Source organism: Myxococcus faecalis (assembly GCF_050039385.1).
In the GTDB taxonomy this organism is placed as follows: Bacteria; Myxococcota; Myxococcia; order Myxococcales; family Myxococcaceae; genus Myxococcus; species Myxococcus fulvus.
Map to the genome: position 1 here is coordinate 4,452,034 of NZ_CP144336.1, position 22,678 is coordinate 4,474,711.

The following is a 22,678-nucleotide window of genomic DNA, read 5'->3' on the forward strand; positions in this document are numbered from 1 at the left end:
CGCAGGCACAAGCCGAGGCTGTGAGACCCACATCCGCCTCCCTGACACCTCGGAGCACCGGGTTGAATACGATGAGCCGACCTCTCGCGTGTCCCCTTCTATCCAGGGAGCGGACCAGGATGCCTTTCCGGACATGACGCCCACCCTCATCACCGCCGTCCAGTTCGAGCCGTTGGACCTGCCGCTGACGGAGCCGTTCGGCATCGCCACGGGAGCGCAGCACGCGGCCGAGAACGTGTTGGTGAAGCTGACGCTCGCGGACGGCACGGTGGGGTTGGGCGAGGCGGCGCCGTTCCCCGCGGTGAGTGGGGAGACGCAGGCGAGCACGCTCGCGGCGCTGGAGGGGGTGCGTGCGGGACTCATGGGTCGGGACGTGCGCGCGTGGCGACCGCTGTCGGAGTGGCTCGGGGACGCAATGGCGCTGGCGCCGGCGGGGCGGGCGGGTGTGGAGATGGCGGTGCTGGACGCGTTGGCGCGGCATCACCGCGTGCCGCTGTACGTGATGCTGGGTGGGGCGTGCACGGTGCTGGACATCGACATGACGGTGACGGTGGGGGACGTCACGCACGCGGCCGAGTCGGCGCGGTCCATCCTGAAGCGCGGCATCACCACGTTGAAGGTGAAGGTCGGCGCGCTCTCTCCGGACCAGGACGCGGCGCGGATGGTGGCCATCCACGAGGTGGCGCCGCGGGCGCGGCTGTTCGCGGATGCGAACGGGGGTTACGACGTGGCGGAGGCGCTCGCGTTCGTGAAGGAGTTGGAGCGGGCGGGGGTGCCGCTGGCGTTGCTGGAGCAGCCGGTGCCGGCGTCCGACGTGGCGGGGATGGCGGAGGTGGCGAGGCGCTCGAAGGTGCGGGTGTGCGCGGACGAGTCGGCGCGCTCGGCGAAGGACGTGCTGCGGCTCATCCGCGAGGGGGCGGCGCACGGCATCAACATCAAGACGATGAAGTGCGGGGTGGTGGAGGCGCTGACGATGTGGAGCCTGGCGCGGGCGGCGGGGTTGGAGTTGATGGTGGGAGGGATGGTGGAGAGCGTGCTGGCGATGAGCGCGTCGGCGCACCTGGCGGCGGGGCTGGGGGGCTTCACGTACGCGGATCTGGACACGCCGTTGTTCATCGCGCGGCATCCGTTCCGGAGCGGGATTCGGTACGAGGGCTCGCGGTTGCACCTGGATGAAGGGGCGATGGGGCACGGTGTCACATTGAGCTGACCCAAGAGGTGGCGCGCGCGCGTTAGGATGGGCGCATGGGTCTGGCCGTCTGTGTGGGTTGCGGCGAAACGAAGGAGGGCGCGTTCGACGTCTGCGACGGGTGCGGTCTGGACCCGGCGCGCGGCGGCACGGACCGGATGCTCCAGGCGCGCAGCCTGTGGTTGTCGGAGCGGTTCTTCTCGGAGCGGGAGCTGGTGGAGCTCGGGCGCAAGCTGAGCACGGGCGAGCCGGTGGCCTATGACACGGGGCAGCTGTCGCAGCTGGTGGACGAGCTGAAGACGCAGAAGCTGCCGGTCATCTCCCAGGCGTCACCGGGGTGCTCCATCGTGACGTGGAGCCTGTTGGGCATGTTGCTGGCATTGGCCGCGGGGCTCGCGTACCTGTATGGCACGTGGAGACACTGAGACTGTTGCATCAGGGTGACGGCGCTGCCGTGGCGGCGACGTCGAGGGCCTTGTCGAGCTGCGGGTCCTTGCCGGAGGCGTAGGGCAGAGTGTCGGGGACCTCGACGTCCACGGGGACGCCGACGCCCTCGAGCAGGACGCCCTCGACTTCGACGGCCTCGACGGCGAGGTAGAGCAGGTCACCGGTGGACAGGCGCAGTGGGGTGCCGGCGAGCACGGCGCCCGCGGTGTGCTGGCCCACGAGGGTGGCGAGCCCGAGTCGCTTCATGGTGAAGGCGACGACTTCCTTCCCGCTGCGGGAGTTGCCGTTGACGAGGAGGACGGCGGGCTTGCGCCAGGTGGCGGACCACGGGTTGCGGCGGCCGTCTCGGCCGATGCCGACGAAGCGAGGGACGGCGCGGTCGAAGAGGTTGAGGAAGGTGGGACTGCAGCCGCCCCAGCCGTCGCGGAAGTCGATGACGACAGCGTCCGCCTGGGCGAAGTCGTCGGAGAGGGCGTCCTGGAGCTTCTGTTGATGCTCGGGGCCGGCGCACGAGTAGAGCTGCTGGTAGGCGACGCGGCGGCCCTGGTGGTCGACGACGCGGGTGCTGGCGTGCTGGGCGTCGAGCCACTCGGCCTTGGGGTTCACGAGGCGCGGGGTGATGGTGAGGACGGTGGGCTCGGCGCCGAGGGTGCGCTCGATGGTGAAGCGCGTGGGCTTGTTGACGCGTTGGGTGAGTGAGGCGACGGAGGTGAAGGGTTTGCCTTCGACGGAGAGGAGGCGGTCTCCGCGCAGCAGGCCGGCCTTGGCGGCGGGGCCGTGGGCGAAGACGTGGCGGGCGAAGAAGCCTTGTGGGGTCTCCTGGATGTCGGCGCCGATGCTGGGGACCTCGACCTTGGGGAGCTTGAGGTAGCGCTGGAAGATGGCGGAGAGGTCGGCGTGGCCGGTGGTGCCACGCGGGTAGAAGGCGGTGTGCGAGGCGTTGAGTTCGGAGAGTGCGGCCTGGGTGCGCCGGGCGAAGTCGTCCGCGCTCGTGGCCGCGGCGCCGTAGCCCTGGTGCTTCGTGGCCCAGGCCTCGCCGCGCTTCGCGTCGTAGAAGCGCGAGCGGACGTGGTCGACGACTTCGTCACCGGGCTTGAGGAACGGACTCGCGGCGTGGGCGCTCGTGGCAAGCAGGGCGGCGGCCAGCAGGATGCGGGGATAGAGACGCTTCGACATGGCCGCGGGCTCCTCCTGGTGGACAGTATCAGGCGCGTCATTCCTGGGACGCCCCTGGGTCGTCTGTCAGCGTCGTCTGGTACTGCCTGGGTGTGCCCGCCTCACCGCGGGCCTCTTGCCAGGGACTACCATGACGCTTCGTTGGGTGGTGTTGCTGCTCCTGTCGATGGCCGTTACGGGGTGCGCGACGGGTCGCGTCGTGCGGCTGGAGACCGGGGAGGACACCTTCCTCGTCACCCCTCACGAGGAGCCTGATGCGGAAGTGAGTGCGGCTGAACTCGGAGACGACGAATTCGAGGAGGCCCTCACGGAGCTGGCGCGAGATGTTCCTCTCTCTCGCAACCCCATGCAGGCCGCGCGGGAGCGCTTCGGCGTTCCATCCCGGAGCGGAGTGTATGGGTATGAGCGTGGTTCAGCGCGACTCATCCCTCAAAGTCGAGGGGATGCGGAGGGTCCCCGGCTGCTGGAGGACTACGCGGACGAGGCACTGACGCGCGCCTACGGCCAGTGGTGTGAACGGAAGGACCGACCTGGGGACTGCTTGCGGCTGCTGGACGAGGGCCCGCTGCTGGCCAGCGACGGCAAGTACACCTGGGCCCTGGCCATCGCCATGGACTCGGTGTTGGAGGAGACGGCCGAAGCCCTGGAGGACATGACGGACCCCCAGGCCGTCGTCGCTGGCATCACCGCCTCCGCGACGATGTACCTGCTCTTGTGGTCGCTGCCCGAACCGGTGAGCAAAGGCGTGGCGGCGACCCTGACAGCATGTCTCATCGCCTACCTGGGCGTGGACACGGTGTGGAGCATGCTGGACGGGTGGTTGACCCTGATGCGCCAGGTGGACCGGGCAACGAGCGTCGAGCAACTCCACGCGGCGGGCGAGGCGTACGGAGAGGTGCTCGGGGAGAACGCGGCGCGCGTCTTCGTGATGCTGGCCACGGTGGCCATCGGGAACACGGCGGGGCTCGCGGCGAAGTCAGTGGGGTTGCCGGGTTCCGCCCAGGCGGCCCTGGCCGTTGAGTCCCAAGTGGGCTTCCAGTACACGGCCGTGGGCAGCGTGAGCGCGGTCTCCTTGACGGCGGAGGGGTTCACCATCGCGCTCGCGCCGAACGCCGTGGCCATGGCGAGCCGGAGAGGGCGCAGCGAGCGTCATCACATCGCCACGAACAAGAACGACGTCTCCACCGCGCGCGGCGGGCCCTGGACGCCAAGATTCAGGAAGCTATTCGCAGGAGCCGGGATGAAGCTGAAGGACCCCGAGAACGTTGTCGAGGTCGTAGGCCACAAGGGGCCACATCCGCGGAAGTATCACGAGTACGTCCATGATCGACTGGAGCAAGCCTTGGGGGAGTGCCGCAAGGTAGAAGACTGCCGGAAGGCTCTGACGGATACGCTCCGTATTCTCGCTAGAGAAGCGCAGACCCCAGGAACCAGAATCCACAGGCTTTTGACTCGCCCCCAGTGAGGACTCTAGGAAGTCCACCATGCCGAATCCGTCCCGATACTTCAGGCTCAGAGAAGACGTTCAGGGTGGGAACTGGTTCCTTGGAGACCCGCTGGATGAGACAGGCAGCGAGGTCGAAGCCATCTGGCAGTTCACCCGCGGGCGGTCCATCCAGCTTGCAGGCCGACTGAAGTTTCCTATCGAGGAGCCCGGAAGGTGGTTGGACTACTGTACGGCCGGCGCCGGTGGCGCTCCTGTTGTCCACGTCCGGGTGGCCAACATCTTCGCCGAACTGGCGCCCGATGATGTGCAGTTGATACCCGTCGATGTCGAAGGTCGCCCGGAACAGCATGTCCTGCTCGTCGCCACGAAGCTGATCCGCTGCATCGATGACGAGGCCTCGGAAGAGGCGACGTACTACCAGCCCGAGGATGATGTGCCGGAGAAGCTCGGCCAGTACAAAGGCATCTACGGGATGCGAATCGACCGCACGAAGGTGGGCAACGCGAAGGTCTTTCGCACCTGGGGATGGGAGATCGCCCTCGTCATCTCCGAGGACATCAAGGTTGCCCTGGAGCGCGCGAAAATCACGGGGGCGAAGTTCGAGGAAGTCTGAGCCGACACACAAACTCCAGGCGTCCCCAGGTGAGACTGCCCCGGCTCCGTGAATCCCCCTGTTCGTGCCCTCTTCCGGCTCGGTGAATCCACCGCCTTCGCGTTCAGCCGTGAGCACTCACGGCGCCAACGCGGGCGGCGCGTGGAGCACCCCGTTATGGAAGAGGTTCCGTGCTGGATGCATCCCTCTCACCCTTGCGTCTCGCGTTGGTCGCGGAGGACCCGCTCGCTCGAGGTGCGCTCTCACGAGTGCTCGGGGACCAGGGGAGCGAGCTGCAACTGTTGGCCTCGGGCACGCAGGTGGAGCTGGAGACCACGCGGGGCGAAGCGCCTGACGTGGTCCTCTGGGACACCGGTCTGCGCCTCGCCGAGACAGAGGCGCGATTGGACGCGCCAGACCTGGGCGCGCCGGTACTCGCGCTGGTCGCGGACGAAGCAGCGGGCGAGCTGGCACTCGGCGCGGGAGCCAAAGGGTTGTTGTTTCGCGACGTGAGCCCAGGCCCGCTCACAGCGGCGCTGTACGCGGTGGCACGGGGGCTCGCGGTGTTCGACCCAGGGCTCTCGGAGCTGCGGGCCAGCACGAGGACCACAGCCTCCGTGACCACGAGCGCTCAGGGACCTGATGCCCTCACGCCGAGGGAGCGCGAGGTGCTCGCGTTGCTGGCGGAGGGCCTGTCGAACAAGGCCATCGCGGACCGACTCGGCATCAGCGAGCACACAGCCAAGTTCCACGTGAACGCGGTGCTCGCCAAGCTGGGTGTCCAGCGACGCACCGAGGCCGTCGTCCGCGCCGCGCGCATGGGCCTCGTCACGCTGTGAGCCAATCGCCTCGTCGATGCTAGGCTCCCCACCGCATGGCGAACCAGGATTGGGTGTCGCGCCTGCTCTCCGGGCGCGCGTCGGTGGACAAGGGGCTCAACGTCCACCTCTCCGAGCGTGACGGCGGCAGCCTCCACGACAAGATGCGGCAGGCGTACTGGTGGATCACCAACAACGCCGTCATCTGCCCCTACTACGACATCGAGTTCGGCGGCTCCGCCTCTCTCAAGAGCAGCGCCGGGGACGAGCTCCACCTCCCCGAGGACATGAGCTACAGCTCCTTCGTCCTCATCCCCCTGCTCACCCTCTTCACCTGCCGCCGAGCCCTCCTCATCGGCGGACCCGGCCGCGGCAAGACCACCTCCGCCGTCCTCATGGCCCTGCTCTCCGGCATGTCCCGCGAGGACATCCACCGCTCCATCCAACGCGGCCACCCCCAGCTCTCCATCGCCGACCTGCTCGGCGCCCCCCTCCCCTCCGACATGCTCAAGGCGGAGGACCTCTCCGCCGTCAAGGTGAGCTGGCGCAAGTGGATCACCCAACGCGTCAAGATCATCGACGAGTACAACCGCATCCCCACCAAGACCCAGTCCGCCCTGCTCTCCCTCATGGCCGAGGGCTACGCGGAGATGATGGACCAGTACGTCTACGCGGGCCGCTCGTCCTGGTTCCTCACCGCCAATGACGACCAGGGCGGCGGCACCTTCCAGGTCATCGAGGCCCTCAAGGACCGCCTCGACGTCGTCGTGCGCGCCGTCCCCTTCAACTCGAACTTCATCGACACCCTCCTCCAGCGCATCGAAGCCGACAAGTCCCCCGAGGAGCTGCTCCCCAAGGACATCGTCTTCACCCCCGGCGAGCTGGAGCGCGCCTACACCTCCATCCTCGAGGTCGAGGTCCCCCGCGACGTCCTCGAGCGCGTGGCCTTCTTCCTCGGCCAGCTCGACTTCTGCCGCATGGCGTCCCCCCGCTTCGAGTTCAAGCACAAGGACACCCTCAAGCTCGCCGGGCAGACCGTGTCCGCCGTGTGCAACGAGCAGTGCCCGCTCGACAAGAAGGTGCACCTCTGCACGCAGACCGAGAACGGCGTCAGCGTGCGCGCCTACCAGACCATCCTCCACTACGCGAAGGCGCTCGCCTTCTTCCGCGGCCACTCCGTCGTGGAGCTGGAGGACTTCCGTCAAATCGCCCCGTGGGTGCTGCACGAGAAGCTGGTCCCCAACACCCGCAGCGCCTTCTTCGAGGCGAAGGGCCACAAGCTCCTCCTCCAGGACCGCGTCGCGTGGATTCGCCACATGTTCGACATGGCCATGGGGCACCACGAGAAACACGAGCCCATCCGCCGCAAGGTGGGCGTGCTGCGCGAGGAGCTGGACAAGGGCCTGTCCGGCATCGACCTGCGCACCACCGAGAAGCGCCTCACCGCCGTCACCGCGCTGATGAACGAGCTGCTCACCAAGCAGGAGCTCTCCGGCCCCATCTACGAGGACCTCATCCACTTGAAGTCCATGTACAGCCGCTACCGGAACTACGCGACGTGGCTCAAGGAGAACCCGGGCGGCGGAGGTCGGCCGTGAGCAGCTACGCCGACGAGCTCGAGTCCAGCGCCCGCGCCCGCTACGTCCGCTGGGACGCGGACCTGTGGCGTGAGCTGATTCAAGGCCCCGCGCGAAAGCTCGGTGACGCCCTCACCCAGTCCGGCGCCGCGCCAGAAGAAGCCGAGGAGCTCCTGCGCGCCTACCTGCGCCTGGGCGCCGAGGCCATCGGCCTGGGCTATCTCTACCCCGCCACCGCGGGACGCCAGAACTTCTTCACCCTCGCGTGGTCCGACCTGGTGCCCCGCCTGCTCACCGGCGTCCCCGCCCCCGAGCGCGCCGGCGTGCTCGCGCAGCTCTGGAACGTGGGCGAGAACCTGGAGTCCACGCCGCCGTGGGTGCAGCGCATCTTCTACCGCGTGAGCCAGCGGCTCGGCTCGCTCGCGGGCATCGAGGAGCGCCTGCGCGAGACGGCCGCGCTCGCGATGGAGCCTCCCGCCTCGAAGCTGGGCGACAAGGCCCAGCCCTTCCTCGTCGACCTGTCCCGCGAGGACAGCCGCTTCCTCCCCGGCGCGATGCACTTCCTCGCGCCCACCGTGCTGTGCGTGCACGACCGGCACCGACACGCGGTGGCCGGACGCGAGGCCGCGACGCAGGGCCTGCTGCTCGCGGACACGCCGATTCCGCTCGGCGCCATGGGCTGCCGCGAGACGCCCGAGGTGACGCACCAGCACACGCCCCACCTGGGCGCCGTGTCGTGGAACGACCCGCGCGTGGACGCGTGGTACGCCACCCTCACCAACGACTGGCGCGCCGCCGGCACGCTGGACACGTCGCAGCACGTGCTGGTGCTCGTGCCCGCATGAGCCCGTCGCGCTTCACGCCCGAGCACATCGAGCAGTGCTGGCGTCAGGCGCTGGCGCTGTGGGACGTGCAGGTGCGGCTGAGCCCGCCGGAGCCCCACGTCCCCTTCCAGCCGGACGCGGACCATGCGAACGAGCCGCTCGCGTACATCGACCTCGCCAGGCGACAGGTCTTCGTGCACTTCCAGCTGCTCCAATCCATGGGCGCGGCGGACAGTCTGTTGGCGGTGCTCGCGCATGAAATCGGCCACCACGCGAGGTTCCCCCACACGCTCGGCTGGGACGCGGAGCTGCGCGTCGTGGAGCAGCGGCTGGTCCCCGGACTGAAGCAGTCGCTCACCAACCTCTTCTACGATTTGCAGGTGAACGAGGTGGTGGGCCGCACCCACGCGGAGGACCTGTGCCGCGTGTACCGGGGCTTCCAGCGCACGCGCGGCGACACGCCGACGTCTCCGCTGTTCTTCTTCTACCTCGCCATCTACGAGGAGCTGTGGGGCCGCGCGCCCGGGGACCTGGTGCCCCCCGCGGCGATGGCGCCGATGGAGGAGCAGTTCCCCGGCCTGCGCGCGGAGGCGCGGATGTTCGCGCAGACGTTCTACGCGCTGCCGAACCCACGGCTGCAGTTCCTGTACTTCTGCGCCGCCTTCATCCGCTACCTCGGCAAGCCCGACGAGCTGTCCTACGTCCTACCGCTCGGCGATGACGTGTCACAGCCGGACGTGGATGACTGGGACGCCGCGCTCCAGAGCGGAGGCCGCTGGGAGGACGTGCTCGACGAGGCGCGGGAGCGCGGGTGGCTCGACGCGGTGCCCGACACGACGGAGCCGGACCTGCTGGACCAGATTCGCCGCATCACCCACCACCTGCCGGGCGTGGGGGATGGGAAGCTGCGCCAGGCGCTCGTCGCGCGGCACTACCGGCGGCTCGTCGACCAGCACCTTGTGAAGCTGCCGTCCGCGCCGTCCCGCCCGGAGCCGTACCTGCGCACCACACCCCAGGCCTGGGAGCATGGCGACGACCCGTCCGCCATCGACTGGACGTTGACGGTGCTCACGCAGGGACACCTGGCCGCGGTGTCGCCACTGCGCCGCGAGCTGGAGGCCGACGTGCCGCCTCCGTCCGAGCTCGGCGTGCCCTCGGTGGAGCTCTACCTGGACACCAGCGGCTCCATGCCCGACCCCGCGCAGCAGCTCAACTCGATGACGCTGGCCGCGCAGGTGCTGTCCGCCTCCGCGCTGCGCAAGAAGGCGAAGGTGCGCGGCATCATCTACTCGCATCACGCGCCCGTGGTCTCGCCGTGGATGTACGACGAGGAGCGGGCGCGTGACTTCCTCCTGGGCTACATCGGCGGGGGGACGCAGTACCCCTTCGACATCCTGGACGCGCTGTCCGAGGAGGACCCGGACGCGCTGCGGGTCATCATCTCCGACAGCGACTTCCTGGCGAACGTGACGGCGAAGGGGGCGATGGAGGCGCTGGTGCGCGCGACGAGGCGCTCGCGGCTGCTCGTGGCGTTCCTCGCGTTGGGGGAGGACCTGCGCGCGCGGCAGGTGCTCGGGCCGGTGTTGAAGGAGCGCAACTTCCGCCTGGTGGTGGTGAAATGGCTGTCGGACTTCGGCCAGGCCGCCGCGGCCCTGTCCCAGGCCCTGCTGGAGAAGTGATGGTCTTCGACGTCAAGGACATCCAGAAGCAGCTCACCGCGGCGCCCATCGTGTCGCCGTATCCGCACGACCTGGCGATGGCCATCGTCTGCGACACGTTCCGGCTCGCGGGCCTGAGGCCGCCGTCGCGTGCGGACTGGGAGGACCTGGAGCGGCGCGCGAAGCAGGGGGCGCTCTTCCGGGAGCAGGTGGTGATGCTCGCGTACGCGCTGACGTCGTCCTCGCTGCGGGCGGACACGGTGGCGTCGCTGCGCAAGAACGTCGACACGCCGAGGCTCCTGCGCGGGTTCTTCCTGGAGGTGGAGCCGCTGACGGCGGAGATGATTCGCTCGAACGCGTTCCGCCAGGAGGAGTTCCTGCGCAAGTGGGTGCACGCGGTGGACGGGCAGGTGAAGGACGAGTCGCCGAAGGAGTCCGCCGCGCGGCGCAACCAACTCGACTACCGCACCGCGCTCCGGGAGATGGAGCGGGCGGAGCAGGCGAGGAAGAAGGAAGCGGACCGGCGCGCGAAGGAACTCCAGGAGGCGGCCCAGCGGGCGACGGACGCGCGAGGGTGGCGCGAGTGACGTTGGGTCTCCCGTCGGACGCGCGCGTGGCGCCTCGCGCGAACATCCGTCGGGACACCGCCTCTCAGCGGCCCCATGTGCCCTGGGCGAAGGCAATCGCCCGCGAGCTGTCGCACTTCGCGTCGCTCGAGGATGAAGCCGAGGCGCGCGCGGCATTGGAGTCGCGCCTGGGTGCGCTGCGGGACACGCTGCTCGCCTCGCCGTACTACACGCGGCGACTGCGGGAGGCCGGGTTGCATCCGGGGGATTTGCAGACGCTCGCGGACCTGGAGCACTTCCCCCTGCTGGAGCGCGAGGTGCTCGCCAGGCACTGGGACGAGGTGCCGCGACCGCTGGAGCCAGCGGACGAGGGCGTGGTGGTGCGCAGCTCCGGCTCCACGGGCGAGCCCGTGAAGGTAGTGCGGGACAGGCGGGACTGCCTGCACATGTGGGCGGTGCTGCGCTTCTGGCTGGAGCGAGCGGGCGCGGTGTTGCCGCCGCGTCCGCGCGTGGTGTTGCTCGACGCGCTGCCTGGCGGGCTGGAGTACTCGGTGCGGCTGCGCCTCCTCGAGGAGGGGGCGCTGCATCGAATCTCGGTGCTGCGGGAGGATGCGAGAGCGCGGCTGTGTCGGGTGCGGCCGACGGTCCTCTTCTCGGACCCGGAGGGATTGCGTTGGTTGGCGGAGCAGCGCGAGGTGCCCACGCCCGCGCTGGTGCTCACATCGGCGCAGCACCTGCCCGAGGACACGCGCGAGGCGCTGGCGCGCGGGGTGCCGGCACCGGTGCTCAACTACTACGCCTCCACGGAGACAGGTCCGCTGGCGTGGGAGTGCCTGCGGGGCGTGGGGCGCTTCCACGTCCTCGCGCCGGATGTGTGGCTGGAGCCGGGGAAGGACGAGGTCGTGGTGACGCGGCTGCGGCCCAGCGTGTTGCCGCTGCTGCGCTATCGCCCCGGGGATTCGGGCTTCGTGCAACGGGATGCGTGTGCCTGCGGCTTCCACGGCTGGACGCTGGAGGGCTTCGGAGGACGAGGTGCCTGTCACTTCACGACACCCACGGGTCGGCGGGTGGACGCGTGGGCGCTGGCGTGGGTGTTCAAGCACCACGCGCTGCGCGCCTTCCGACTGACGCAGGTGGAGGGCACGCGCTTCGAGCTGGAGCTGGCCGACGCGCGAGCGCAGGACGTGCCCGCGCTGTGCGAGCGCCTCTCCGCCGCCCTGCGCAACCTCGGCTGGCGCGAGGCCCCGCGGATTGAAGTGCGTGCAGTGAGCGCCGAGTCCCTGTCCTCGGGCACCAAGCCCCTGCCCTTCCGCTCGCGGCTTCCGTAGTCGTCACGGCACGACAGTCAAAACAGACACCCCGGGCGGAGCTACCTGCCGCACCCGCATGACAGGCTGAGCTGTTAGATGTTGTGGCCCATGCCCCTCCATCGAACCCATTGGCTGAGGTGGGTTGTGCCCTGGCTGGGTTGCGCCACCACGAGCCATCCTTCCACGCAGCAAGCCTGGGACGGCGAGGTGGAGTGCGATGACCCATCCGTGCCTCAGCCTGTTCGGCGCTCCAGTCCATCGTCGTGGCGGAGTTCCATGCCGAGGGAACACCTCACGTCTCTTCGATGGGCGGCGCTGTTGCTCGCGCTGACCGCCATCACGGGCTGCTCGACAACGCGAGTCGTGCGGCTGGAGGCAGGACGTGACTCCTTCGTCATCACTCCGCGCGAGGAGCCAGGCGCGGCGGTGGAGGAAGCCGAGCTCGACGACGACGAGTACGAAGAAGCCATCACGGAGCTGGCGCGGGACGTGCGCCCCTCGCGAAACCCCATGCAGCAGGCCCGAGCCCTCTTCGGCGTTCCGTCTCGCAGCGGGGTCTATGGTTATGAGAGCGGTCCCCCTCGATTGACGCTCCAGCGTGGAGAGGAGGACAGCCCCCATCTGTTGGAGTCATACGCGGACGAGGAGTTGACGCACGCCTATGGCCAGTGGTGCGAGCGAAAGAGCAGGCCCGGCGACTGCTTGCGCTTGCTGGATGAGGGCCCTCTGCTCGCCAGTGATGGCAAGTTCACCTGGGCTTTTGCCATCGCGATGGACTCGGTCTGGGATGAGACCACCGAAGCACTGGAGGACATGGTGGACCCCGTCGCGGTCATGTCCACCGTCACGGCCGGCGCGACGATGTACCTCATGCTCTGGGCACTACCCGAGCCCTTCTCAAAGGGAGCCGCCGCGACGCTGACAGCCCTGGCCATTGCCTACTTGGGCGTGGACACCGTGTGGCGCCTGCTGGACGGGTGGTTGACCTTGGTGCGTGAGGTGGAGCGGGCCACGACCTACGCGCAGCTCAGCGCGGCGAGTGAAGCATATGGGGAGGTGCTCGGGGAGAACGCGGCACGCGTCTTCGTGATGCTGGCCACCGCCGCTGTCGGCAATACCGCGGGGTTGGCGGCGAAGGCCGGAGGGCTGCCGGGCTCAGCCCAGGCCGCGCTTGCCGTGGAGTCTCAGGCGGGCATTTCGTTCGCCGCGGTGGGCGGCGTGCGGAGCGTCGCAGTCTCGGCGGAGGGCTTCACCATCGCCCTCGCACCCAATGCCCTCGCCATGGCGGGGCGTGGCATGGGCAGCGACGTCGGAGAGCGCCACCACATCGCCACGAACAAGAACGACATCTCGAAGGCGAGAGGTGGCCCCTGGACACCCGCATTCCGGAAGCTCTTCAAGAAGGCCGGGATGGAGCTGAAGGACCCTGAGAACATCGTCGAGGTCAGGGGGCACAAAGGGCCGCATCCACAGGAGTACCATGATACGATTTTCGTGCGCCTTTCAGGAGCGATGGGAACCTGCCGCACGGTGGTTGCTTGCCGACAAGCCCTCACGGTCGAGCTGCGCCGCCTTGCCAAGGAAGTTCAGACCCCGGGCTCGGAGCTCCACGGGCTCTTGACGCGAAGCAAGTAGGGCCCTCGAGTAGACCACCATGGTGAATCCGTCGCGGTACTTCCGACTCAGGCCACAGATGCTGGGCGGGCAATGGTCCTTGGACGAGCCGCTCGACGAGCAGGGCAACGCGTTGGAGAACTGGAAGGAGTTCACGTCAGGACGGCCTGCCCACGTCCCTGGCCGCCTGGTGATTCCCATCGACGAGCCCGGGAGGCGGCTGGAGTTCAGCACCGCGGGCGCGGCCATGACTCCGGTCGTCCACGTTCGGGTCGCCACCCTCTTCGCGGAGCGGGCCCGCGCCGATGTCCAACTGATACCCGTGGACATCGAGGGTTGCCCCGAGCAGTACCTCATTCTCGTGGCGACCTCCCTGGTCAGGTGCATCGACGACAAGGCCTCCAGAGAGGTGTCGTACTGGACGGAGGAGGATGAGCGCCCGGACAAGCTCGGCATGTACCGAAGCGTCCATGGGATGAGGATTGACCCCACGAAGGTTGGCGGCGTCAAGGTGTTCCGCCCCTGGGGTTGGTCCGAAGTGCTCATCGTCTCCGAGGACATCAAGGTGGCGATGGAGCGCGCAGGCGTCACGGGAGCGGCGTTCGACGCGGTCTAGGGTCATTGGCGGCGCGTCACCCACCTGGCAGTACATACCCTGCCCCAGGACTCCTTCCAGCGCATGGACAGGACAGACGACCTGGACCTTCGTCGGATGCGCGCCATGCTGGATGCCCCCATGAATCCTCTCTGACTCATGCGCCGCCGCGCCATACACAAACAACACACCTGAAAGTCTTCATCGCCAGCGTCAGACAACTCCGGGTCAACGGCGCCCCGTCCGACTGGAATGCCGCCGTCCATTGAACACGTTCGTACGGGAGGCACCTCGGCGGAGCACCGAGCGTGTTCATTCAATCACTTGCATCATCTAGGGGAGCGGACACCCCGCCAGTCGTACCATCATGCGAGCCCTGCCTCTCACCGCGAGCGCTTCCCCATCGAGCGCCCACGGTGTCACCCCGTCGTGAGGAGGCCTCTCGCCTTGCCCACGCCCGTCTCGCATCTGGAACCCACGCGTCCGTCCGGCGCCATGCGCGCCCTGGCCCCGCTGTCTCCCGACCCCAGGAAGGCCTGGAGCTGGCTGCAGCGCTCCTGGCTCGGCCGCTACGGCGTCGCGCTGCTCTTCTTCTGCTTCGCGCTGCTGCTCCAACGGGAGCTGTGGCCGCTGATGTCCAACAGCCCCTTCCTCTTCTTCTACGGCGCCGTCATGGTCGCCGGCTGGTGGGGCGGCTGGGGCCCCTCCCTCCTGGTGACGACGCTGTCGCTCATCGCCGTGGACCACTTCTTCCTGCCGCCACGGCTCACCCTCCAGATGCGCTCCGCGGACGTGCTCGCCCTGGGCATCTTCGCCCTGCTCGCCATCTTCATCACCAAGCTCAACGTGTCGCTCAGCCGCGCGCTGGAGGAGCGCGCCAGCCTGCTCGAGCGCGAGCACCAGGCCCGCGCCGCGTCCGAGGCCGCCAGGACACGCCTGCACACCATCTTCATGCAGGCCCCCGCGCAGATCTTCTTCCTGCGCGGCGCCTCGCACGACTTCGACTTCTCCAACGCCCGCAACAGCTCGATGCTCAAGAACCGCGACACCCTGGGCAAGCCCTTCCAGGAGGGCGTGGTGAAGGTGGGCGAGGAGGACGCGCGCGACGTGCTGGACCGCGTCTACGCCACGGGCGAGCCCTTCGTGAGCGGCGCCGTCCCGCTGCGCTTCCTCCAGGCCGACGGCATGGAGAAGGAGACCTTCCACAACCTCGTCTACCAGCCCACGCGCGATGCCCAGGGCCAGGTGGACGGCATCGCCGGCTTCGGCTTCGACGTCACCGACCTGGTGCACGCCCGCCAGCGCGCCGAGGCCCTGGCCACCGAGCTGCGCCAGGCCGAGTTCCGCACCCGCGTGCTCGCCGAGGTCAGCACCGTGCTCGCCTCGTCGCTCGACTACGAGGGCACCATGCGCAACCTGGCGCGGCTGGTGGTGCCCGCGCTCGCGGACTGGTGCTTCGTGGACCTGGCCCAGCCCGACGGCACCTTCCGCCGCCTGGAGGTTGCCCACGCCCGGCCCGAGGACGCCCCCGTCGCCGCGGAGGTCCTCCACTTCAACCTCATGCCCGAGGGCAACCCGCGCCACCCGCCCACCGCCGCGCTGCTGCGAGGCGAGGCCATCCTCCTGGAGGAGATGACGCCCGCGCACATCAAGCGCAGCGCGCACAACGAGAACCACGCCCGGGTGATGCTGGCCACGGGGCTGCGCTCGTTCATCGCCGTGCCGCTGGTGGTGCGCGGCCACACCATGGGCGTGTTCAGCTTCTTCACCTCGTTCTCCAACCGCCGCTACACGCAGGCCGACCTCGCCTTCGGGCTGGAGCTGGCCTACCGCGCCGCGCTCTCCCTGGAGAACGCGCGGCTGTACCGCGAGGCCCAGGAGGCCATCCGCCTGCGCGACGAGTTCCTCTCCATCGCGAGCCACGAGCTGAAGACGCCGCTGACGCCGCTGAGCCTCAAGCTCCAGGCGCTCTCTCGCGAGCTGGAGCGACACCCGGACAACATCCCCTACGCCGTGGTGAAGGGCTACGTGGACACCGGGGCCCGGCAGGTGAAGAAGCTGGCGGAGCTGGTGGGTGACCTGCTCGACGTGTCGCGCATCGCCGCGGGCAGGCTGGCGCTGGAGCTGGAGGACGTGGACCTGGGCGCGCTCATCCACGAGGTGGCGTCACGCTACGAGGCCCACGCGGCCAGGTCCGGCTCCTCGCTGCAGGTGGAGGGCGGCGAGGCGGGGCTGGTGGGCCGCTGGGACCGGCTGCGGCTGGAGCAGGTGGTCACCAACCTCATCGACAACGCGGTGAAGTACGGCGCGGGCAAGCCCATCGTGTTGAGTCTGGAACAGGGCCCCAGCCGCGCGCGCCTCAAGGTGCGCGACCAGGGCATCGGCATCGCGCCCGAGCACCTGCCCCGGCTGTTCGGCCGCTTCGAGCGCGCCGTGTCGGAGCGGCACTACGGCGGCCTGGGCCTGGGGCTCTACATCACCCGGACGCTGGTGGAGGCCATGGGGGGGCGGGTGCGCGTGGAGAGCGAGCAGGGCCGAGGCTCCATCTTCACCGTGGACCTGCCGCGGGAGCGTGTCGTTCCTGTTGACGTGTCGGCGTCCCAGCCGCAGTAAAGGCCCCCTCAGGTGTAACGGGACGCCGCGCTGGCGGGAGGGATGTCGACATGGAGACACGGACACTCGGCAAGCAGGGCCTGAAGGTGTCGGCCCTGGGCCTGGGCTGCATGGGGATGTCGGACTTCTACGCGGGCCGGGACGACGCGGAGTCGGAGGCCACGCTGCTGCACGCGCTGGACAGGGGCGTCACCTTCTTCGACACCGCGGACATGTACGGCTCCGGCAGCAACGAGGAGCTGGTGGGCCGGGTGCTCAAGCCCCACCGCGCGAAGGTGGTGCTGGCCACCAAGTTCGGCATCGTCCGCGACCCGAACAATCCGCAGGCCCGCGGCATCAACGGCAAGCCCGAGTACGTGAAGCAGGCGTGCGAGGCCAGCCTGCGCCGGCTGGGCGTGGAGGTCATCGACCTGTACTACCTGCACCGCCTGGACGCGACGACGCCCATCGAGGACACGGTGGGCGCGATGGCGCAGCTGGTGCGCGAGGGCAAGGTGCGGCACCTGGGCCTGTCGGAGGTGGACGCGGACACGCTGCGGCGCGCGTCGAAGGTGCACCCCATCACCGCGCTGCAGAGCGAGTACTCGCTGTGGAGCCGCGAGCCGGAGGACGGCGTGCTGCGGGCGTGCCGCGAGCTGGGCATCGGCTTCGTGCCGTACAGCCCGCTGGGGCGCGGCTTCCTCACGGGGCAGCTCAAGCGCTTCGAGGACCTGGCCGCGGATGACTACCGCCGCAACTCGCCGCGCTTCCAGGGGGAGAACTTCACGCGCAACCTGGAGCTGGTGACGAAGGTGGAGGCGCTGGCGAAGCAGAAGGGGTGCTCACCGGCGCAGCTCGCGCTCGCGTGGGTGCTGGCCCAGGGGCAGGACCTGGTCCCCATCCCGGGCACCAAGCGCCGCAAGTACCTGGACGAGAACCTGGGGGCGCTCGCGGTGAAGCTCTCGGAGAAGGACTTGAAGGACATCGACGCCGTCGCGCCTCCGGGTGTCGCCGTGGGCGCGCGCTACCCGACGACGATGCAGAGCACGCTGCCGAAGTCCGGCAAGTAGCCTCAGGCGGGGGCGCCCGTGGGCCTCGCGCGAGGAAGCTGCGCGTGGGGCATCCACGGGCCGCTGGCGCCCAGGCAGTAGCGACAGGTGGCCAGGGGCGTGTCCCGCTCCAGCAGGCCGAGCATGCGCTCCAGCAGGTCCGGGGAGTCCAGGCGCACGCCGTCCACCTCGCCGAGCGCGGGCATCTGCGGATACGCGGGGCCGAGCACGGTGGCCACGTGGGGCGGACGGGTGCACGAGTAGAAGCGGCCCTGGTGGACCAGGTGGCAGCGGACCTTGAGCCAGCAGCGCGCGTGGACCTCGCGGACCTCGGCGTCGGTCGCGAGGGGCGCGTCCGGGGTGATTTGCTGGAAGGCGTCGATGCGCTTCACGGTGAGGTGGACGCGGTGACGCTCGCAGCGCTCGGTGATGCGGGCCAGGGACGCGTCCGTGAGCGGGGCCGAGGAGTAGACGGACAGGGTCATCCGGTCCAGTCGCTCGTAGACGGCGTCCGGGGCGCTCTGGGCGAGCAAGCCGTTGGTGGTGACGGAGAGCTGCTCGGAGATGCCGGAGGCGCGCGCGGCGTCGAGGACGCCTGAGAGGTCGGGGTGGAGGAAGGGCTCGCCGCCGGTGAGCTTGAAGACGTTGGGCTTGAGCACTCGCGCGAGGCGGGTGAGGTCGGCGCCGAGGGTGGCCGGGTCCACCGCCCACGCGGGCAGGTGCGGAGACATGGGGCAGCACTGCACGCAGCGCAGGTTGCAGTGGGTGACAACGTGCGTCTCCAGGGACCAGGTGAGGATTCGACCGTCGTGCAGCTCGTAACGCACGGAGGGGACTATAGCGGGGTTGCCGGCCAGGCCCGCGGCTTGCGACAGTCCCAGCGTGTCCGCGTCCCCCGGCGACCCGAGCGGCCCGCTCGCCATCCTGCCCTCCTACCAGGCCATGTCCGAGAGCACGGAGGCGTCCGTGTGGAGGTTGCTCGCACGGCGGCGTGCGGACGCCACGGGTCAGCCTCGTGACGAGCGCCGAGGGCCTGAATCCGAGGTGGGCCCCCAAGATGCGCCTCGGCGCGATGCAGGAGGGCTGGACCCCGACGCCGTCGCTGCGTTCCTGAACCACGCGCTCATGCCGCACCAGAGCCTGTTCGAGGGGGTCCACCGTGTGGCTCCGCCCCTGCCACGCGTCCATCGGAGTCATCACCGACAAGAGGACGAGGAGCGCGCGGCAAGCGAGGGACAGGCCCGCGTCACCACGCATCGCGAGGCCCACCCTGAGGAGGGACACGCTCGCATCACCACGCATCGCGCGGCCCACCAGCCTGAGGAGGGACACGCTCTCATCACCACGCATCGCGCGGCCCACCCTGAGGAGGGACACGCCCGCGTCACCACGCATCGCGCGGCCCACCCTGAGGAGGGACACGCTCTCATCACCACGCATCGCGAGGCCCACCCTGAGGAGGGACACGCTCTCATCACCACGCATCGCGCGGCCCACCAGCCTGAGGAAGGGCTCGCGAGCATCGCCACGCATCGCGAGGCCCACCCTGAGGAGGGACACGCTCGCGTCACCACGCATCGCGAGGCCCACCGACCTGAGGAGGGACACGCTCTCATCACCACGCATCGCGCGGCTCACCCAGTGGACGGACAGACGCTCATCGCTACGAATCGTGAGGTCCGGCGACATGAAGGCGGACAGGCCTGCATCGCCGCGCACCACACGGCCCACCAACATGAGGACGGGCAGGCCGTTGCTCACGGCGACGATGCGCTCGCCCAGGAACTCCTGTCCGCCTGCTCCGATGCCGTCTCCGCGAGGCTGGATGAAGGGGCACGGGACGTCAGCCTGAGCGGCGGCGTGGACAGCGCGGTGCTGTGCATGCTCGCGGCACGCCTCGCGCCGGGCCAGGTTCGCGCCTGGAGCATGGACGTCCACTTCGCCGATGAGACGGAGCGCCGCAACGCGCGCACGGTGGCTCGGCTCGCGGGCGTGGAGCATGTGGACGTGCCCATCCCGGACGCTGTGCTGCCCGAGTTGTTCGAGCAAGCCGTCCTCGCCACTGAGAGCCCCCTCCTCAACGCCCGAGCCATCGCGAGCTTCGCGTTCTACGCGGAGGCGCGACGACACGGCGCCTCGGTGATGCTGAGCGGCGCCGGCGCGGACGAGGTGCTGATGGGCAACCCCGGCGCGCTCGCGGCGGCCATGGCGCGCATCGAGGAGGACCGACGACTCGTTCAAACGGTGCTTCGCGCCTCTGTGGACAACTTGCGGATGGGCAACCCGCGCGCGTCCGCGCCCGGTGCGGCCAGCGTAGCGGAGGACCGACGGCTCGTTCGCACCTCTGTGGATAAGTCACAGATGAGCAGCCTTCGCGCGGCCCCGCCTGGCGGAGTGGAGGAACATCGCCGCCCCCGAACCGACGACGAATCACAGAAGGACAGTCCCCACGTGTTCTCCCCGCCTCCGGCTCGTGCCGAGGAAGACGGTCGACACACAAGAACGAGGCGTCGCGGCGCTGTGGACAACTTGGGGACGGCACCCTGGTCCGTCACGGAAACCTCCGCCTCCGAAGAGGTCCGTTACGCGGCCTGGGTCCTCCGTGAGCTGGTGTTGCCCCCCGAGCTGCGCGGTGCCCGGGCCCACGGCATCACCGTGCACACGCCCTATCTCGACACACGCTGCGCGGACGTGGCGCTCGCGCTCCCCGAGTCCTCACTCCGGCGAGAGGGTGTGGGCAAGTGGCTCTTCCGTCACGCGGTCCGTGGGCTCGTCCCCGATGAAGTCCGCCTCGCTCGCAAGACGCCCCGCTACGGACACACCGCGCTCTCCAGCCCCGTGCGAGCGCGCTGGCTCGAGCTCTATCGTGAGTGGCTGTCCCCCGCGCACATGGAGCCCCTCGGAGTCATCCTCCCGGGGGCTCCGCTCTCGCTCCTGGAGCGCTACATCCGCCTGGAACCCGAGGCGCCGGAGGCGAGCGTCGTGGACCGCCTGTTGATGCGCCTGTGCTCCCTCGCCATGCTCCACGCGCACGCCGTGCGACTCCGCCCATGTCCCGAATCCTGATCGCCACCTCCCCCGAGAAGGGCCACATCAACCCGATGATGGGCGTCGCGCAGTGGCTGCGCCGCCTGGGACACACCGTGGGATGGCTCTGCATCCCCGAGCCGTCGCCCCAGCTCTCCACGCTCGGCGTGGAGGTGCTCCACCTTCCCGCCGCCGCGCACGAAGCCCCCGGCATCGAGACCGGAGGCGAGGCCCTGGCGCGACTGGTGCGCGACGAAGCCACGCTCGGGAGGTGGATTCGCGGACTGCTGCTGGACGCGGTGCCCACGCTGCTCGAGCCCGTGAGCGCCGTCGTCCGGGCCTTCCGTCCGGACGTCATGTCCCTCGATGGAATGCAGTACGCGGCGGTGCTCGCCGCGCATCGCGAAGGCATTCCCTGGGCCGGAGTCTCCTCCGCGCTCTCCCTGCTCGAACCCATGGAGGACTACGGGCTGCGCCGCAACGTGCGAGCCCTCGCGTCCGAGCGCGCCGCGCTCTTCGCCCAGCACGGCTTCGACGCGCGCTTCCGCAACTGCGAGTGCCTCTCGCCGCGCCTCAACATCATCTTCGCCACCGAGGACTTCCTGGGACCCGACGCGGGCCTGCCCCCAGCCACACAGCTGGTCGGTCCGTCGACTCCACCCGAGCCCCGAGGCGACGAGGTGGACTTCCCCTGGGAGCGATTGGGCACGAGGCCCGTGGTGTACGTGTCCTTCGGTAGCCAGATTTCGTGGCAGCCCACGTTGTTCCGCACCATCGCCGAGGCCGCCGCGCCCCTCGGCGTCACCCTGGTCCTCAGCGCCGGAGCGCTGGCCGACACGGACTTCGCACGCTCGCTGCCCGGTGACGTGGTGGCGGTGCCCTACACGCCTCAACGTCAGCTCCTCCCACGCGCCTCCGCCTTCGTCTCGCACGGCGGCGCGAACTCCGTGATGGAAGCGCTCACCGCGGGCGTGCCCCTGTTGCTGCTGCCGGTCTGCAATGACCAGCCCATCCAGGCCCACTTCCTCCAGAAGTCTGGCGCGGGCCTCGCGCTGTCGCCCGACACCTTGAGCGTGGAGGAGTGCCGCGCCGCGCTCCGTCAGCTCCTCGATGCGGGGACGCCCCTGCGCGCGAAGGTGTCCGCCATCTCCAAGGCCTACCAGGCGCGCGACGGCGCGAAGGAAGCCGCCGAGCGCATCGCCGCCCTCGTCGCATGAGCGCACCGAAGCAAGGCTGGCGCCCACGCCGATATCACGCCCCCGGAGTGACTCCGCTCGAGGTGTGGAACCTCCCGGTGCTCGGCCACGAACTGTGGGAGCTGCTCAGCACGCCGCGTGTCGAGGCGGACCGGAGCGCCGGAGTCCCCGAGCACGCGCTGGCGACACGCCTGATGCCCGCGCTCGCGAGCGCGCTGGAGTCCCTGGTCCATCAGCACACAGTGGACGCGGTGTGGCTCAGTGGCGGACTCGCGTGCCTCCAGGGTTTCGAGCAGGCCCTCACGACCGCGACGACGAAGCTCGGCCGTCCCGTGGTCCTCGCCGCGTCCCCGCGCTTCGCACCCGTGCATGCGGGCCTCGGGTTGCTGACGTCCTCAGGCTCCGCACACGAAGCGCTGTGCCTCGACGTGGGCCAGACGAGCCTCAAGTGCGCGAGCCCCCAGACCCTCCAGGTCTTCGAGCGGGACACCACGATGCTGCCTCGGCTCTTCATCGGCATGCCTCGCCCCGAGGACGGGCACCACATCATCGCGGCGGTGCGCTTCCTCGCGGGAGCGCTGCGCGCCCTGGCCCCAGACGCCTCGCTGGACGCACTGTGCCTCGCGCTCCCGTGTCCTCTCGATGAGGGACTCGTTCCGGGCAGCTGCACCTACGGCTGGGAGGGACACGCGACGCTCGTGGCCGACATCCTGGCGGAGGCGCGACTGACAGGAAGCGGGGAGGTGCTCGTGCTCAACGACGCGGAGCTCGCGGCGGAGGCCGCGCGCGGCGACGCCCGTCTCGCGAGTCATCGTCGCATCCTGTGCCTCACCCTCGGCTTCGGTCCGGGAGGCGCGCTGCTCGTGCGCGACTGACACATCACCGTCGACCACGCGCTGTTCCTCGGCCCACGGGGACGACCCGCACCTCGCGAACGGTCCGTGGTCCTCATCATGCTACCGTCCCTCACACCGTGCGCTCCGAGCACGGCGCATGAGTCC

Annotated in this window: 19 protein-coding genes; 17 read left to right on the top strand and 2 right to left on the bottom strand. The window is 69.5% G+C overall.

The features are described from left to right. Positions 1-133: 133 nt before the first annotated feature. Together VZQ01_RS17780 and VZQ01_RS17785 are read left to right on the top strand one after the other, a co-directional pair. Complete coding sequence (locus VZQ01_RS17780; RefSeq protein WP_426748445.1) at positions 134-1,210, top strand: dipeptide epimerase; 1,077 nt, start codon at positions 134-136, stop codon at positions 1,208-1,210. Between the two features lie 35 nt (positions 1,211-1,245). Continuing rightward, the gene (locus VZQ01_RS17785) at positions 1,246-1,614 is read left to right on the top strand and encodes a hypothetical protein (RefSeq protein WP_141328413.1); all 369 of its coding nucleotides are present in this window, start codon (positions 1,246-1,248) and stop codon (positions 1,612-1,614) included. 10 nt (positions 1,615-1,624) lie between these two features. Here VZQ01_RS17785 and VZQ01_RS17790 read toward each other — a convergent pair whose 3' ends face one another. Further along, a complete protein-coding gene (locus VZQ01_RS17790) occupies positions 1,625-2,812 on the bottom strand; it encodes a S41 family peptidase (RefSeq protein ID WP_426748446.1) in 1,188 nt (395 codons plus the stop codon). Positions 2,813-2,942: 130 nt separating this feature from the next. Between VZQ01_RS17790 and VZQ01_RS17795 the strand changes: the two genes are divergently transcribed. From VZQ01_RS17795 to VZQ01_RS17850, 12 genes are all read left to right on the top strand, one after another. Then, positions 2,943-4,277, top strand: coding sequence for an AHH domain-containing protein (locus VZQ01_RS17795; protein WP_426748447.1), 1,335 nt, complete (start codon positions 2,943-2,945; stop codon positions 4,275-4,277). Positions 4,278-4,296: 19 nt separating this feature from the next. Beyond that, positions 4,297-4,872: an imm11 family protein gene (locus tag VZQ01_RS17800; protein WP_267698448.1), complete on the top strand. Its 576-nt coding sequence runs from the start codon at positions 4,297-4,299 to the stop codon at positions 4,870-4,872. A 170-nt stretch (positions 4,873-5,042) separates the two neighbouring features. Beyond that, on the top strand, positions 5,043-5,690 hold the full coding sequence (locus tag VZQ01_RS17805) for a LuxR C-terminal-related transcriptional regulator (RefSeq protein ID WP_426748448.1): 648 nt from the start codon (positions 5,043-5,045) through the stop codon (positions 5,688-5,690). 35 nt (positions 5,691-5,725) lie between these two features. Continuing rightward, the gene (locus tag VZQ01_RS17810; protein WP_223782174.1) at positions 5,726-7,267 is read left to right on the top strand and encodes an AAA family ATPase; all 1,542 of its coding nucleotides are present in this window, start codon (positions 5,726-5,728) and stop codon (positions 7,265-7,267) included. Then, the gene (locus tag VZQ01_RS17815; protein ID WP_426748449.1) at positions 7,264-8,091 is read left to right on the top strand and encodes a hypothetical protein; all 828 of its coding nucleotides are present in this window, start codon (positions 7,264-7,266) and stop codon (positions 8,089-8,091) included. Before VZQ01_RS17810 ends, VZQ01_RS17815 begins: the two co-directional genes overlap by 4 nt. Beyond that, positions 8,088-9,749: a M48 family metalloprotease gene (locus tag VZQ01_RS17820; protein ID WP_426748450.1), complete on the top strand. Its 1,662-nt coding sequence runs from the start codon at positions 8,088-8,090 to the stop codon at positions 9,747-9,749. Before VZQ01_RS17815 ends, VZQ01_RS17820 begins: the two co-directional genes overlap by 4 nt. Continuing rightward, on the top strand, positions 9,749-10,315 hold the full coding sequence (locus tag VZQ01_RS17825; RefSeq protein ID WP_248545059.1) for a hypothetical protein: 567 nt from the start codon (positions 9,749-9,751) through the stop codon (positions 10,313-10,315). The genes VZQ01_RS17820 and VZQ01_RS17825 overlap by 1 nt, the downstream gene beginning before the upstream one ends. Continuing rightward, on the top strand, positions 10,312-11,622 hold the full coding sequence (locus tag VZQ01_RS17830) for a phenylacetate--CoA ligase family protein (protein WP_223782170.1): 1,311 nt from the start codon (positions 10,312-10,314) through the stop codon (positions 11,620-11,622). The genes VZQ01_RS17825 and VZQ01_RS17830 overlap by 4 nt, the downstream gene beginning before the upstream one ends. A gap of 258 nt (positions 11,623-11,880) precedes the next feature. Beyond that, positions 11,881-13,239, top strand: coding sequence for an AHH domain-containing protein (locus VZQ01_RS17835; protein ID WP_223782169.1), 1,359 nt, complete (start codon positions 11,881-11,883; stop codon positions 13,237-13,239). Positions 13,240-13,258: 19 nt separating this feature from the next. After that, complete coding sequence (locus VZQ01_RS17840) at positions 13,259-13,834, top strand: imm11 family protein (protein WP_223751481.1); 576 nt, start codon at positions 13,259-13,261, stop codon at positions 13,832-13,834. 426 nt (positions 13,835-14,260) lie between these two features. Further along, positions 14,261-16,426 (top strand): sensor histidine kinase, encoded by a 2,166-nt coding sequence (locus VZQ01_RS17845; protein ID WP_426748451.1) that lies wholly within the window; start codon positions 14,261-14,263, stop codon positions 16,424-16,426. A 50-nt stretch (positions 16,427-16,476) separates the two neighbouring features. Beyond that, positions 16,477-17,475 carry an aldo/keto reductase gene (locus VZQ01_RS17850; protein ID WP_267698453.1) on the top strand — a complete coding sequence of 333 codons (999 nt, stop codon included), beginning with the start codon at positions 16,477-16,479 and terminating at the stop codon, positions 17,473-17,475. Positions 17,476-17,477: 2 nt separating this feature from the next. Here the strand turns inward: VZQ01_RS17850 and VZQ01_RS17855 are convergent, their stop codons facing one another. Then, a complete protein-coding gene (locus VZQ01_RS17855) occupies positions 17,478-18,281 on the bottom strand; it encodes a radical SAM protein (RefSeq protein WP_426734013.1) in 804 nt (267 codons plus the stop codon). Between the two features lie 814 nt (positions 18,282-19,095). Between VZQ01_RS17855 and VZQ01_RS17860 the strand changes: the two genes are divergently transcribed. From VZQ01_RS17860 to VZQ01_RS17870, 3 genes are all read left to right on the top strand, one after another. Continuing rightward, on the top strand, positions 19,096-20,520 hold the full coding sequence (locus tag VZQ01_RS17860) for an asparagine synthase-related protein (RefSeq protein WP_426748452.1): 1,425 nt from the start codon (positions 19,096-19,098) through the stop codon (positions 20,518-20,520). Continuing rightward, complete coding sequence (locus tag VZQ01_RS17865) at positions 20,505-21,698, top strand: glycosyltransferase (protein WP_426748454.1); 1,194 nt, start codon at positions 20,505-20,507, stop codon at positions 21,696-21,698. The genes VZQ01_RS17860 and VZQ01_RS17865 overlap by 16 nt, the downstream gene beginning before the upstream one ends. 77 nt (positions 21,699-21,775) lie before the next feature. Further along, a complete protein-coding gene (locus VZQ01_RS17870) occupies positions 21,776-22,552 on the top strand; it encodes an ROK family protein (RefSeq protein ID WP_426748455.1) in 777 nt (258 codons plus the stop codon). The last annotated feature ends 126 nt before the right edge of the window (positions 22,553-22,678 follow it).

What these genes read in the sequence shown, in the direction of transcription:
- VZQ01_RS17835 (WP_223782169.1), top strand. Translation starts at nt 11,881, where the DNA reads ATGCCGAGGGAACACCTCACGTCTCTTCGATGGGCGGCGCTGTTGCTC.
- VZQ01_RS17795 (WP_426748447.1), top strand. Translation starts at nt 2,943, where the DNA reads ATGACGCTTCGTTGGGTGGTGTTGCTGCTCCTGTCGATGGCCGTTACG.
- VZQ01_RS17810 (WP_223782174.1), top strand. Translation starts at nt 5,726, where the DNA reads ATGGCGAACCAGGATTGGGTGTCGCGCCTGCTCTCCGGGCGCGCGTCG.
- VZQ01_RS17865 (WP_426748454.1), top strand. Translation starts at nt 20,505, where the DNA reads ATGTCCCGAATCCTGATCGCCACCTCCCCCGAGAAGGGCCACATCAAC.
- VZQ01_RS17820 (WP_426748450.1), top strand. Translation starts at nt 8,088, where the DNA reads ATGAGCCCGTCGCGCTTCACGCCCGAGCACATCGAGCAGTGCTGGCGT.
- VZQ01_RS17780 (WP_426748445.1), top strand. Translation starts at nt 134, where the DNA reads ATGACGCCCACCCTCATCACCGCCGTCCAGTTCGAGCCGTTGGACCTG.
- VZQ01_RS17785 (WP_141328413.1), top strand. Translation starts at nt 1,246, where the DNA reads ATGGGTCTGGCCGTCTGTGTGGGTTGCGGCGAAACGAAGGAGGGCGCG.
- VZQ01_RS17800 (WP_267698448.1), top strand. Translation starts at nt 4,297, where the DNA reads ATGCCGAATCCGTCCCGATACTTCAGGCTCAGAGAAGACGTTCAGGGT.
- VZQ01_RS17825 (WP_248545059.1), top strand. Translation starts at nt 9,749, where the DNA reads ATGGTCTTCGACGTCAAGGACATCCAGAAGCAGCTCACCGCGGCGCCC.
- VZQ01_RS17790 (WP_426748446.1), bottom strand. Translation starts at nt 2,812, where the DNA reads ATGTCGAAGCGTCTCTATCCCCGCATCCTGCTGGCCGCCGCCCTGCTT.
- VZQ01_RS17840 (WP_223751481.1), top strand. Translation starts at nt 13,259, where the DNA reads ATGGTGAATCCGTCGCGGTACTTCCGACTCAGGCCACAGATGCTGGGC.
- VZQ01_RS17850 (WP_267698453.1), top strand. Translation starts at nt 16,477, where the DNA reads ATGGAGACACGGACACTCGGCAAGCAGGGCCTGAAGGTGTCGGCCCTG.